The following is a 12544-nucleotide window of genomic DNA, read 5'->3' on the forward strand; positions in this document are numbered from 1 at the left end:
TTGCATATAAAAACGGTCGAGTACGAAAACCCGACCGTGCCTAAAGATTTCAGAACTGCTTTTACTCAAAATAATTTAGTACCTGATGCCCGCTGTTTGCCAATAGCTGATCACGCTGAAAGAGTTTAATATCAGCCGTCATCATATCTTTCACAAGAGCAGGTAAGTCATATTTTGGTTTCCAGTTCAACTTTGCCATCGCTTTAGTTGGATCGCCAAGTAGTAAGTCTACTTCTGTCGGACGGAAATACCGGGGATCAACACTAACGACTACAGTACCGACCTTAACCGGAAACTCAGGGTTTGATGAACTGACAACCGTACCGACTTCTGAAATACCTTCGCCAGAGAATGCCAATTCGACGCCGATCTCAGCGAATGACATTTTAACAAAATCCCGAACGCTCGTTGTTACACCCGTAGCAATAACAAAATCTTCGGGCTTTTCCTGTTGTAGGATCAGGTACATGGCTTCGACGTAATCTTTGGCATGGCCCCAATCGCGCAACGAATCTAGATTTCCCAAATACACTTTGTCCTGTAAACCCAGTCCAATCCGGGCTACAGCGCGGGTAATTTTGCGCGTAACGAATGTTTCGCCACGTAGTGGTGACTCATGGTTGAACAGAATCCCATTGCAGGCATACATATTGTAAGCTTCGCGATAGTTGACTGTAATCCAGTAGCCATAAAGTTTAGCAACGGCATAAGGCGAACGCGGGTAAAAAGGCGTCGTCTCGGATTGCGCGTGCCCCTGAACACCCCCATAAAGCTCCGAGGTTGATGCCTGATAAATACGCGTTTTTTCAGTCAGACCCAGCAACCGCACAGCCTCCAGAATACGAAGAGTTCCAATTCCATCAACTTGAGCCGTATATTCTGGTTCGTCAAAACTAACCCGTACGTGCGACATAGCCCCAAGGTTATATATTTCGTCGGGCTGAATTTCCTGAATAATACGGATAATATTGGTTGAATCAGACAGATCGCCGTAATGAAGCTTGAAGTGCACATTTTTTTCGTGCGGGTCTTCATACATATGGTCAATACGTTGTGTATTGAAGAGCGAACTCCGGCGTTTAATGCCGTGAACTTCATATCCCTTTTCCAATAGTAACTCGGCCAGATAGGCCCCATCCTGTCCGGTAATTCCGGTAATTAACGCTTTTTTCATAGTATGTTAACAGGTCAAAGCCAACGCCTAAAATTGCACAAAACGCATTAAAGGTACCTTCTGTTGGCCAAATTTTATAATTTATTTTATCAAGAGGCTTCTCCGGACGTCTACTTTGTCGGCTTGTAACTGCGCCGATGTAATCAATCGGCGGATAGATGCATAATATCGTTCGGCATCCATGCGTCGCATGAAGTCACCAACCTTCAGTTTATACGTTGGTTGATTATAACTCAGATAAGGACTTAGTTCAGGAAAATTTTGATAAATCATCAATTTTGCCGCATCAACTTCCTGACGTTGGCTTCCAACATAAACCTGGATGCGATAGCCTGGCGCATAGCGAATGGAACGATTTTGGGTGGCAATAGTATCAAGCACCAAATCAAGACGTCTATTAATGTGTAAGGCCTCAACCTGCGCCGTTGGTTTACGAGTCTCAGATGGGCGTGGCGTAGTAGCCGGTTTATTTACAGGCGCACTTGGTCGATTTGTAGCCGGTACGTTGGTCGATACAACTCCATACACAGGCCGCATTGAAGACAAATCTTCATTATAGCTGTTATAATCAACTACTGTCCGACTTGATGAAGCCACTGGGCGATTGCTGGCACACCCGCTCATAATTAACAGCCCCAAGATAAAAGCCTCACAACGCATAATCATTTTTAAAATTAGACGCAAAAATAGCCAATTTGTCATTGTGATAAGCCAGGTGGGTAGCCACACGTACAAACCCATCCAGGATTTTGGTTAATTTTGAGCATTTACAACACAAATACATGCTGAATATAGAAAGTAACGTGTCGCTCAAGCCGTATAATACATTCGGAATTGACGCCACGGCACGGTATTGGGTCGACATTAGCCACGAAGAGGACCTTACCACTTTACTTCACCTAACCGACTTTGTTGATACGCCTAAATTAATTCTTGGAGGAGGCAGCAATGTGTTGCTTTGCCATAACTTCGACGGGCTGGTGGTTAAAATAAGCCTTCCGGGTATTACTATAGCTCGGGAAAATGATGACCATATATATGTTGTGGCTGGAGCAGGGGTCAACTGGCACGAGTTTGTCCAATTTTGCGTGAAGAAGAACTATGCGGGAGTAGAAAACCTCGCCCTCATCCCGGGTACCGTTGGGGCGGCACCTATGCAAAACATTGGCGCTTATGGGGTTGAACTGGAACAGGTATTCGAATCACTCATGGCTATTCATGTTTCAACGGGTGAAAAACGAACCTTTACCCATGCTGATTGTAAATTTGGCTATCGAGAAAGCATTTTCAAGCATGAGTTGAAGAACCAATATATCATTACAAGCGTCACATTTCAACTGGATAAACGCCCAACGTTTCATACGCGTTACGGAGCCATTCAGGAAACCCTGACTGAGATGGGAATAGCTGAAGAAAATTTAAGTATTAAGGCTATTAGTGAGGCCGTGATACGTATCAGACGAAGCAAGCTCCCAGATCCAGCTCAAATTGGCAACGCGGGCAGCTTTTTCAAAAACCCGGAAATTCCAAAAAGTCAGTTTGACGCACTAAAAGATCAGTTTCCAACTCTGCCCGGGTACCCAATCGATGATAACGCCGTAAAAGTACCTGCGGGTTGGCTTATCGAGCAGGCTGGCTGGAAGGGGTATCGTCTTGGCGATGCGGGCGTTCATGCCAAGCAGGCATTGGTGTTGGTTAACTACGGCAATGCTACAGGTAATGAAATTTTGTCCCTCGCAGGAAAAGTAGAAAAATCTGTACTAACCAAATTTGGAGTAGCAATTTCACCCGAGGTAAATGTGGTATGATGGTCGGAACTACCAGAACCGTTCCGACCATTCCTATTTATTCAAAGCAAAGTGAGGCAGCTCCGAGTAATCCAGCATCGTTGCCTAAAGTAGCTCTTTTAATGCTCAAGCCATTTTTGTAATAGTCATTGAGCCAATAATCGAGTGTTTTGTTAACCGCTGGCAGGATATAATCGAAGGACGCCGATAAACCACCGCCAATCAGTACTTGCTTAATATCTAAAACCTTGATGAGCGCAGCTAAACCTTCGCCCAGCATCTCACCTACTTCAGTCCAGATTTGCATAGCTAATTCGTCTCCCACGGCCGCTGCGGCTACCAGGCCCGTTGTCGAGATTTCGCCGTCATTGGGTAATTGCGTTTCACTTTTGTATTCGCTCCGGCGCTTATTGGCTAGCTCCAGAAGTTCTTTTTTTCCGATGTTTCGCTCCAGTACGCGCCCATTGCGTGAGGGTATATGACCGGGTTCCATTGCATTCCCATCGCCACCCGTAAAGATTTTCTTGTTAATAATGGCAGCGCCACCCACACCGGTGCCAAGCGTAATGAAAATATAATTTTCCGTAATTTTTTCTTCAGCAAAGTAATATTCGCCCAAAGCTGCTGCGTTGGCATCGTTAGCCAGAAAAAACTGAGTACCCGGGAATCGCTTACTCAACAAATCCACCATCGGTACGTGGTTGATTTCAGGAATAGCCGTGATTTCGAGCGGAACCGTCCGTTCCCGATTAAGCATGCCTGGCAAGCCAATACCAACCTGTTTTACGTCTTTATTACTCAACAATTGGAGCGCCACGGCATCGCCGAAACGCTCGACAAAGTGCCCCGACTCCCGCCAGCTAAGCGTATCGTGGCTATAGAAATTGGAAATTTTACCGGTATTGGCATCGACAATACCCATTTTGACGTTCGTACCGCCGACGTCGATACCCAAATACTCAACGGAAGCCATTCGTATTAGTAATAAGTTATACAGTGAAAAGTTATCAGCTTTAGGCCAAATGAAGTCGGCCGCAAGATACAAAAAAGTCATTACGGGCCGCCATCTCCTTAGCCTGCCTGATTGCCTGCGAACAAACCTAAATATCACCCAGTTGCGGACGGATAAGCATTTCTTCTACAACGGCACTTTTTGAGAGCGAATAAGCCGCCCAGGCACTATCTGCTACGTCTTCTGGCTTCATGAAACGCTCCTCAGGCAAGTCGGTACCTTCCCAACTGGCGGTAAGTGTAGCACCGGGTAATATAGCCGTTACTTTTATACCATGCGGTTTCAGTTCCTCACGTAGTACCCGGCTCATACCTAATAAAGCAAACTTAGAGATACAATAAGAGCCACCATTTGTATAAGCCGTAATGCTGGCGGTAGAACACATCATAAAAATATGCCCCTGTCTGCGGGTCATCATGTCACCCACCAAACCACGCGTCAGATGATACGCGCTGGCCACGTTGGTATCAATCAATTGCTCGAATACGCCCTCTGCCTCGTTGTGAATCTGGCCTGGCTGAAACGTACCCGTATTGTTGACCAATACGTCGACAGGTCGATTGAGTGAGTGAATGTAAGTAAGCAATACATTAACGCCGTCGCGCGTGGAGAGGTCGGCGGCAACCGGCAAGAGACCTGGCCCAACTACGCCATCAATGGAGCGGGCACAGACAACAGCGTCGAATCCTTCAGATACAAACCGGTCTGCAATGGCACGACCAATACCTTTGGAGCCACCTGTTACGATAATCAGTGGATTCATTTGAAAAGTTATTCTATGTTAATCAGTATCAATTTCAACTTCGATACGGATTAGCCTACGGCGCAAGTTACGTTAGAAACCATTCTATCTTTATGGGGGTTCTCCCGAATAGATAATACCGATTTTGCGGACAGCCATCGGTTCGTTCCACTACCCATTTTATGTCACGATTAGGCAGTTACTTTATTTTTTTGGGCACTCTCTTCCGCAATCGGGAGAAACTACGTGTCTATCTGGGGCTTATTCTAAACGAATGTACGTCCATCGGAGTCGGATCTATCTTCATCGTTGCCCTTGTTAATACATTCATTGGCGCTGTTACCTGCGTACAAACGGCCTACAACCTTACCAACCCCTTTGTACCCAAGAACATTATCGCGCTTATTGTACGGGATAGCTCTATTCTGGAATTAGCGCCTACGCTCTCGTGTATTGTGCTGGCCGGTAAAGTGGGGTCCAACATTGCCAGTGAGTTAGGCACCATGCGCATTACCGAACAAATCGATGCGCTTGAGGTAATGGGTATCAATTCAAGCTCCTACCTGGTGTTGCCAAAGGTTATTGCGTCGGTACTCATGTTTCCCTTGCTGGTTATTATGGCCGGTTTCCTCTCCATCCTGGGTGGTTATCTGGCAGGAACACTAGCCGGGGTTATCTCGCCAGAAGAATACGTATCCGGATTACGGGTTGATTACAAGCCATTTGGCGTTTCGTTTGCGCTTATCAAAACGGTGGTGTTTGCCTTCCTGATTTCGACAATTTCGGCCTATCGGGGTTACAACGTTCAGGGCGGAGCGCTGGAAGTCGGGGCCGCATCAACGGCAGCCGTTACCAATAGTTGCGTTGCCATTGTCGCTGCCGACTTTATTCTGACGCAGTTATTACTCACGTAGCGAAAGGGTGAACGAGTGAAAGACTGCCACAACTTCATTCTCTCGTTCATCCTTTCAGTCATTGACTATGATTGAAATAAAAAATATAGCTAAAACATTTGGTGATCGGCAGGTTCTGGCGGGTATCGATGGCTCGTTTAAACCGGGTGATACAAGTCTGATTATTGGTGGAAGCGGTACGGGGAAAAGTGTGCTGTTGAAATGCATGATTGGGTTAATCAAACCTGATTCAGGCGAAGTACTGTACGATGGGCGCGATTTTTTGACTACGGATCTGAATGAACAGAAAACCATTCGGCGAGAAATGGGCGTCTTGTTTCAGGGATCGGCCCTTTTCGACTCCAAGACCGTGCTGGAAAACGTTCGTTTTCCGCTCGATATGCTTACAGAGCAACTGGAAAGTGAAAAAATAGACCGGGCGCAGGAGTGCTTACGACGAGTTGGCCTGGAAAATGCAGGCGACCGCATGCCCTCTGAAATTAGTGGCGGCATGAAAAAACGAGTTGGTATTGCACGAGCTATTGTCCTGAATCCCAAATACTTGTTTTGCGACGAACCGAACTCTGGGCTTGATCCGCTGACCTCAATCAAAATTGATCAGCTAATTTCAGAAATCACCGACGAATATCAGATCACAACCGTTGTTATAACGCACGACATGAACTCGATGATGGAAATTGGCGAGAAAATTATGTTCCTCTATCAGGGTAATAAACTTTGGGAAGGTACAAGTGCGACCTTGACCCACTCGGGTGTCACTGAACTGAACGAGTTCATTAATGCGAATAAATTAATTCGGGAGATGCAGAAATAGCTTCTGTCTATTTCGCGGATAATTGGTTATTCGAGGCATTGAATTTATAAATTACATAGCCATTTAGCGATTTAACAGGATGATAATTCGCTAAATGGATGGGTGGTGATAAGGGCGCTTCCGTTTCTCCGTTACGTGCGATCAAAAACTTAATTCGCCCATCTTTGGCCGCTTGCTCCAAATCGGTATAATCGTACGTCCGAAGCTCATAAGCCGACCCAATAATCATATCCTGCTGAGGCACAATACAATGCCGGAATAAAAAAGCATTGAGGTAGCTGCTGTTATACTGGGTACTATAGATCAGGCAACCAGGGTATTTCTTCATTTCAGTTGCAACGTATTGAGCAACAGCTTGCTCCTCTTTATACGGGGTTAGGTCGATAGGTTTGCTAAGAACTCGCTCCCAGTTAAAGTTCATGGCATTAACGGGCACTACTAGTGCAACGATCATCAATAAGCCCAAACGGCCTACATTCGCCCAATCGGAACGAAGCGTACGTAACTGCCAGAGGGCATCAGCCACCAGGATACAGGACAGGCCCGTAAACTCCGTGAAATAATTCAGCGCCGACCCCCATTTTAAGCCGGTAACCAATGCAAACAGAAACAGACCAAATGTAGCTAAACCAATGAGCTGTCGAGGGCCTTTTTCAAATAGCAAGTAGCGAATACTGATAGCAACCCCTGGCACAACTAACCAGGAAAAAGGACGTAAATAATGGTCAACTAAGTTATATCTGAAGTTAACGAAGTCGATGCCGTTACTCACTCCCCGAATAACGTTAGCATATATTAAATCTGGTGCTTCCCGAAAAAAGCTAACGTATAAAACCCCTACGAACAACAGAAAAAATCCCAAAAATGGGTAAGCCTTCCTGGGCTTACCACTAAAAAACAAGAGATAACCACTCACGATTATTGCTAAACAAATAGCTGATTGCTTGGAAAAAAGGCCCAAAGCTGCTAGCAGAGCCGTCAGGACCATGTCACTAGTCAACTTTTTTGTTGTCGTGGACGCATTCCACCGAACTAATGCCCAGATTGTCCATATAACGAATACATTGTACAGACTATCTGGTCGGCCGTAGGACTGAGGAGGCAATAGTAAAAAAGCAAGAATGGCTACCAGTGCGGCAACTGAGGCTGGTAATTGTATACGCCGGGCTAACTTCCAGAGCCCCCAGGCATAAAATCCATTGGCCAACAGCGCCAAACATCGCCCGGCACTATATACCTCATACACATCATCGGATGTGAAGCCCAACAGCCGGGACAGACCCGCTGTCAGGTAATAATAGATTGGGCTGTATTGAGTGATAGCATAGGGGGCCTGTTCCGGGTTCTGGTAGAGCGGATACCCGGCCATCATGCGTAAGACGCTGAAAATAACATTACTCTCAATACCGCCAATATCGGGATTAACTAAGAAAATTATTTTAACCCGAATGTAGATTGTAACGAGTCCTAGCAGTCCAACAACAAGCCATAGAAGTAAATAAGTACGTTGACTAATCTGCTGATAAAAGCGACGGAAAAGTTTCAACATAGATAGGTGGATATGTAACCTGGTGCTTAAAGCCTACAGGACAAATATAGATCAAAACAAACGCACCAGACGATGTTTATTGAGCTAACGTTACTATAGCACCTATCTTAAAACCGCCAGCGAGCCTGGACTTTCACTTCTGTTTTATGGGCAGCATTAACCTGGTCGAGGTCGGAGCCAACAGTATCCTTATTCGTTAGATCCGTTCGGGCCCAACGTACCCATACATCTATATGACGATTTAGGCTGTACTGCACTAAGAAATAGTGGCGGATGCCCCGATCAAAATAAGCTGGAAACGAAAACGCGTAGAGTACGTCACGCTCATATACGTACTGTCGACTGTCATAATTATCCGTATTGAACAAAGCGACCCGGCCACTCAAACTCAACCGCCGATAGTCCAACGTGGCATCCTGCACCAAGGCGAATCCACGTGACGAAGCCTGACCTGCATACGTAAAACTACCCCACTGCACACGCGACCGCATCGAAAAGTCGCGTCTTATACTATACTCAGCATTAAGCGCATAATTCCGGCGCGTTGTGCCAACAACGTCTTTTGTCTTTTCGATTGTTAAATTTTTCTGTTTGTGCTCTTCATGATATACCGCATAAAACGCCGTTTGCCGATTGGGGGTATATCGGGCTTGCAGCAGATAATCGAAGCCGTCCGATGGGGCATCCACTAAATATTTCAACCATGGAAACCGATAATAATCAATAAAACCGCCCAATGTCAGTTTGCGATAAATCGTATACTTCAACCCGGCATACGCACCTGATTCGTTGATCGTCCGGCTCCCTTCGCTGAAGCCATTGCTGTAGAAACTATGAAAGTTCCGGTCATAATGACGTAGCACGAGCGCTAAATCAAGCTTCTTGGTTAGGCTGGCTAATGTACCGACCACCGCGCCCAATCCGCCCGAATTGGTTACAGATCCCGTACTTCGAGCGACTTCACCAAATAAATTCCAGTTTCGCCAGATGTAGCCACCATGCAGACCAACAACCAGATTTTGCTTACCTGTAAACTCATACTGATTATAAGGTAGATCCCGTTTTCGGAAAAACGTATCGAAGGTTGTATACAAGACCGTCAGGCCAAGTTGAACTTGACGGCGGTTATGATAGAGTAGATGTACGCCCAGATTCGTCTCAAGCAGGCTACCCTGATCCGCTATTTCGGACAAGGTGCGGTGCAATCCCGACGTTTGTAGCGACGTAGCAATGGTTTGCCCAGCAAGGCTATCAACGGCGGTGTTCGCATCGCGCCGGTTGCGGGCGGCCAGCAGGGTCAAATCCAGGGTTGGTCGTATAGCATAGGTAGCCGTTGCTCCTCGAAAGTAACCGTATTCGGTCAGCGAAGTATAGGGCCGGGCGCCAATCGTTGGCCGCCGAACAGTCTGAACAGTTTCGGCACTTTTGCCTAGTACGAAACCAGCCGATAACACCAATCCCTGTCCAATTTGGAACTGATAATCGCCCAGCAAGATGTTACGCCACCGCCCCCGATTCTGCACTTGCGCGTGGAAAGAAATGTAATCAGCCCCATAACGATGGGCTAACGGTTGCCAGACGATTTGTTCTCCGGGGTCTTTTTCCATCGTTAAGCCAATGCTGAACGAACGGGGTCTACTGTAACGATACCGAACATATAGTTGGCCCGAATTTCCTAAATACCGTGTCGGGAGATTATCTTTTTTATCGGGAATAGCCGCCGAAAAACCTTTTTGCTGTTCTAAAACCTGTTCGTATCGAACGATAAGGTAGTTATTAGTTGGGGTAGCCAAGGCACCAAACAGACCCGGATTTCCGGCTACTGTAACAAACGGCAGTAGCCGCCGAATGGTAGGCAAATCGAAGTCGGGAATAGCCTGAAGTTCATAAATCGACAACAAATCACCGTATTCGGCTCGATAGGCTGTCAGACTACTTAATTGACGTTCAGAAAGAAGATAAAGGGACTCCAGTTCATCACGCGTGGCGACATTAAGATCAAGCGGGTTTACATAAAGCTGGGTTAATGCATCATAAACGGACTGATAATCAATCCCCTCAGTCTGCACAGGAAACAGGTCCTGTAAATATCGACTTATATCAGCCGATCGGTTAGCGTCGCCACGAGAAGGCAAACTCGTTTGGGCAAAAGCCGGAAAAGCAGCTAGCCATCCAGCAACCGTGAGCAGGTAAACCGTTCGCAAAATTCTCTTCGTTCAAGTGTTGAGAATACGCCCAACCTTCCTGAAGATTCCAATCGGTTGAAAAGGACGTTGCGAATGTCTTTATCAGGATATTATGGCCTTCCTAAGACGAACGTTCTTCCAAAAAGATACACTAACGAGAAAAGCTACATGCCCGCTTGTCTAAAAATGCATGAACAACCTAATGCCGTGGTTCGGATCAACGGAATGTTGTCTGGTTTACGAGAATCGACGTTTCAGAATTTCGACTAGTTCACTTACCTCGTCACTCTTCATATCCCAAATGTACTGCGAGGCATACTGGTCAGAAATTAGATCGAGTGCCTGCCCGTAATTATTCAGTGTGTCTATTTCCTGGATTGCCTGGTTATATTCATTCGCATTCCCATTGAACAACTGGTTGATAAACCTGAATTTCTGATTCAGCGAAATGCTCCGGGCAATGCTCTCGATGGGCGCGCGATGAAACGTTTCGGCAATTGAGTTAGCAGGTTCAGCGGGGGCGGCATCCCGAATTGTATCATTCAGCGTCGGTGCTGTAGCCGCCGGGACAATGGGCTGCGCCGGTTCAGACGTAGCAGGCTGCGTAATAGCACCGGTTTGTAATTGCGACGGTTGACTAATGGGGGCAACCGGCTCAGGACCAGAACCGCCCTGAAGAAACATCGGCCCGCTTACTTCTGAATCGTCTACCGGAGTTGGATGAGCCGAAATCTCTTTCAACGATTCTTTTATTTCCTCTACACTGGCTGGCACAGGCTGGGGTGGAATGGCTGGCGCAACAGTTGTGGCGGCCTTTTCCTGTACTGCATCAGTAGATGGATTAACTTCCGTTGCAACCAGTGGAGCAGGTGGAACAGTCGATTCAGTAGCCGTATCGAAAAATGACCGTGATGGCGCATTTGGAATGACATCAGGCACATGACTACGTAGCAAAGCCGATACGTCCATTGGTAGTTTTTCCGAGAATAAGGTTACAAATTTGTCGTAATGCTCAAGTTCATGGCCACGTTGCGTAAGGGCTTCATCCAGATAGCCAATTGCCTGATTTGCATACACAAAAGGCTTGTCTTTGATACGTTGGGTAATATGGGCGGGAATGAATTGGTTAATTTTTGTATAGCGTGTAATATTTTTCAGCGCTGCGGCCGTAAGCGTAAACTCAGGCTGGCTACGTAGAATTTCGTCGAAGTAAGCTCTGGGATCGAAAATCATAATGATCGTGCGACGCGTGGCATCGGCAAGCAACGGTTCAAGATGTTCGCGTCGAACACAAATATGTTGCGATACTACGTTCATGAAATTTTGTAGAGCTTCCTGCACATCGGCATCCGTAAAGTCGAAATAAGGGCTACGAAACTTTGCTGCATCAGCCTGCCATTTATCAGACAAACTACTGAGGACGAACATATTAATCTGGCTAATGGGCGTCAAGGACAGAATTTGCTGCCCATTGATGGCAGCATGTTTCTGATAAAAATCGGTAGCTACCCGACGGGCATACGACTTGCTATATTCGGTAAGGGCGTTGGCGTTGAACTTGTTCGACATTAGGAAAAGCCTTTGTTTTGTATACTGTAACGTTTTCGGTCGCAAACCTGCTATCTGATCAAAAAGGCAATTTACGACCGATTAGCAAGCCTTTCACGGCAAAGTCGGTTTATTCGTTTTAAAACAAGTTACCGGCCTTTAAAACGACCAATTCTCCATGTTTATTGAACCCACTCGTCGACGCGAACCGCCCCATCTCCGCACAGGCTGGATCGAAGTAATCTGCGGCTCGATGTTCTCCGGCAAAACCGAAGAACTGATCCGTAGGCTCACGCGTGCCCGGATCGCCAAATTAAACGTTCGAATCTTCAAGCCTGCATTGGATACGCGTTATCACGAAGAAAATATCGTGTCGCACTCGGCAAACTCGATCCATTCGCTACCCGTAAAAACGGCGGCCGAGATTCCAGCCCTGGCGGGTAATTGCGATGTGGTTGGTATTGACGAAGCTCAGTTTTTTGATAAAGAAATTGCTGATGTCTGCAACATACTGGCGAATCAGGGGAAACGCGTTATTGTGGCAGGGCTGGATATGGACTTCTCAGGAAAACCCTTTGGCTGTATGCCCCAGTTAATGAGCATTGCCGAATACGTAACAAAAGTGCATGCCATTTGTGTGGTTTGTGGCGACATTGCCCACTACTCTTATCGGCTTGTGCCCTCAAAGGATCGTGTACTGTTGGGCGAAACGGACAGCTACGAAGCCCGCTGTCGGCGTTGTTTCAACCTTGGCAACGATGCCGGCCGGAAGGAGTGGGCTTATGAAGACGTTATGAATGATGAATGATGAATGATGA

General features: G+C 46.5%; 11 protein-coding genes. 4 read left to right on the top strand and 7 right to left on the bottom strand.

What is annotated here, in order from left to right; translation table 11 throughout:
* Positions 1 to 61 precede the first annotated feature (61 nt).
* Both gmd and ACYVEA_RS27885 read right to left on the bottom strand, forming a co-directional pair.
* Positions 62 to 1174 carry a GDP-mannose 4,6-dehydratase gene (gene gmd, locus ACYVEA_RS27880; protein ID WP_461116703.1) on the bottom strand — a complete coding sequence of 371 codons (1113 nt, stop codon included), beginning with the start codon at positions 1172 to 1174 and terminating at the stop codon, positions 62 to 64.
* Between the two features lie 81 nt (positions 1175 to 1255).
* Positions 1256 to 1711: an SPOR domain-containing protein gene (locus tag ACYVEA_RS27885; RefSeq protein ID WP_461116704.1), complete on the bottom strand. Its 456-nt coding sequence runs from the start codon at positions 1709 to 1711 to the stop codon at positions 1256 to 1258.
* Positions 1712 to 1956: 245 nt separating this feature from the next.
* Here ACYVEA_RS27885 and murB point away from each other — a divergent pair, with 245 nt between their 5' ends.
* Positions 1957 to 2982 carry a UDP-N-acetylmuramate dehydrogenase gene (gene murB, locus ACYVEA_RS27890; protein WP_461116811.1) on the top strand — a complete coding sequence of 342 codons (1026 nt, stop codon included), beginning with the start codon at positions 1957 to 1959 and terminating at the stop codon, positions 2980 to 2982.
* A 37-nt stretch (positions 2983 to 3019) separates the two neighbouring features.
* Here murB and ACYVEA_RS27895 read toward each other — a convergent pair whose 3' ends face one another.
* Both ACYVEA_RS27895 and ACYVEA_RS27900 read right to left on the bottom strand, forming a co-directional pair.
* Entirely contained in the window at positions 3020 to 3934 is a 915-nt protein-coding gene (locus ACYVEA_RS27895) for an ROK family protein (protein ID WP_461116705.1), read from the bottom strand.
* 127 nt (positions 3935 to 4061) lie between these two features.
* Positions 4062 to 4736, bottom strand: a complete 675-nt coding sequence (locus ACYVEA_RS27900) for an SDR family oxidoreductase (protein WP_461116706.1) — start codon at positions 4734 to 4736, stop codon at positions 4062 to 4064.
* 161 nt (positions 4737 to 4897) lie between these two features.
* Between ACYVEA_RS27900 and ACYVEA_RS27905 the strand changes: the two genes are divergently transcribed.
* Both ACYVEA_RS27905 and ACYVEA_RS27910 read left to right on the top strand, forming a co-directional pair.
* On the top strand, positions 4898 to 5629 hold the full coding sequence (locus tag ACYVEA_RS27905) for an MlaE family ABC transporter permease (RefSeq protein WP_461116707.1): 732 nt from the start codon (positions 4898 to 4900) through the stop codon (positions 5627 to 5629).
* 67 nt (positions 5630 to 5696) lie between these two features.
* Positions 5697 to 6443 (top strand): ABC transporter ATP-binding protein, encoded by a 747-nt coding sequence (locus ACYVEA_RS27910; RefSeq protein WP_461116708.1) that lies wholly within the window; start codon positions 5697 to 5699, stop codon positions 6441 to 6443.
* 7 nt (positions 6444 to 6450) lie between these two features.
* On the opposite strand, the gene ACYVEA_RS27915 is transcribed toward ACYVEA_RS27910, so the two are convergent.
* From ACYVEA_RS27915 to ACYVEA_RS27925, 3 genes are all read right to left on the bottom strand, one after another.
* Positions 6451 to 7992: a glycosyltransferase family 39 protein gene (locus ACYVEA_RS27915; protein ID WP_461116709.1), complete on the bottom strand. Its 1542-nt coding sequence runs from the start codon at positions 7990 to 7992 to the stop codon at positions 6451 to 6453.
* 107 nt (positions 7993 to 8099) lie between these two features.
* The gene (locus ACYVEA_RS27920; RefSeq protein WP_461116710.1) at positions 8100 to 10196 is read right to left on the bottom strand and encodes a ComEA family DNA-binding protein; all 2097 of its coding nucleotides are present in this window, start codon (positions 10194 to 10196) and stop codon (positions 8100 to 8102) included.
* 219 nt (positions 10197 to 10415) lie between these two features.
* Positions 10416 to 11747 (bottom strand): hypothetical protein, encoded by a 1332-nt coding sequence (locus ACYVEA_RS27925; protein ID WP_461116711.1) that lies wholly within the window; start codon positions 11745 to 11747, stop codon positions 10416 to 10418.
* Between the two features lie 157 nt (positions 11748 to 11904).
* Between ACYVEA_RS27925 and ACYVEA_RS27930 the strand changes: the two genes are divergently transcribed.
* Positions 11905 to 12534, top strand: a complete 630-nt coding sequence (locus ACYVEA_RS27930; protein WP_461116712.1) for a thymidine kinase — start codon at positions 11905 to 11907, stop codon at positions 12532 to 12534.
* Positions 12535 to 12544 lie beyond the last annotated feature (10 nt).

It is taken from the genome of Spirosoma jeollabukense, assembly GCF_054777855.1.

Excerpts from the sequence above, each read along its gene's own strand:
- ACYVEA_RS27900 (WP_461116706.1), bottom strand. The coding sequence starts at position 4,736 with ATGAATCCACTGATTATCGTAACAGGTGGCTCCAAAGGTATTGGTCGT.
- ACYVEA_RS27915 (WP_461116709.1), bottom strand. The coding sequence starts at position 7,992 with ATGTTGAAACTTTTCCGTCGCTTTTATCAGCAGATTAGTCAACGTACT.
- murB (WP_461116811.1), top strand. The coding sequence starts at position 1,957 with ATGCTGAATATAGAAAGTAACGTGTCGCTCAAGCCGTATAATACATTC.
- ACYVEA_RS27885 (WP_461116704.1), bottom strand. The coding sequence starts at position 1,711 with ATGCGGCCTGTGTATGGAGTTGTATCGACCAACGTACCGGCTACAAAT.
- ACYVEA_RS27925 (WP_461116711.1), bottom strand. The coding sequence starts at position 11,747 with ATGTCGAACAAGTTCAACGCCAACGCCCTTACCGAATATAGCAAGTCG.
- gmd (WP_461116703.1), bottom strand. The coding sequence starts at position 1,174 with ATGAAAAAAGCGTTAATTACCGGAATTACCGGACAGGATGGGGCCTAT.
- ACYVEA_RS27910 (WP_461116708.1), top strand. The coding sequence starts at position 5,697 with ATGATTGAAATAAAAAATATAGCTAAAACATTTGGTGATCGGCAGGTT.
- ACYVEA_RS27930 (WP_461116712.1), top strand. The coding sequence starts at position 11,905 with ATGTTTATTGAACCCACTCGTCGACGCGAACCGCCCCATCTCCGCACA.
- ACYVEA_RS27895 (WP_461116705.1), bottom strand. The coding sequence starts at position 3,934 with ATGGCTTCCGTTGAGTATTTGGGTATCGACGTCGGCGGTACGAACGTC.
- ACYVEA_RS27905 (WP_461116707.1), top strand. The coding sequence starts at position 4,898 with ATGTCACGATTAGGCAGTTACTTTATTTTTTTGGGCACTCTCTTCCGC.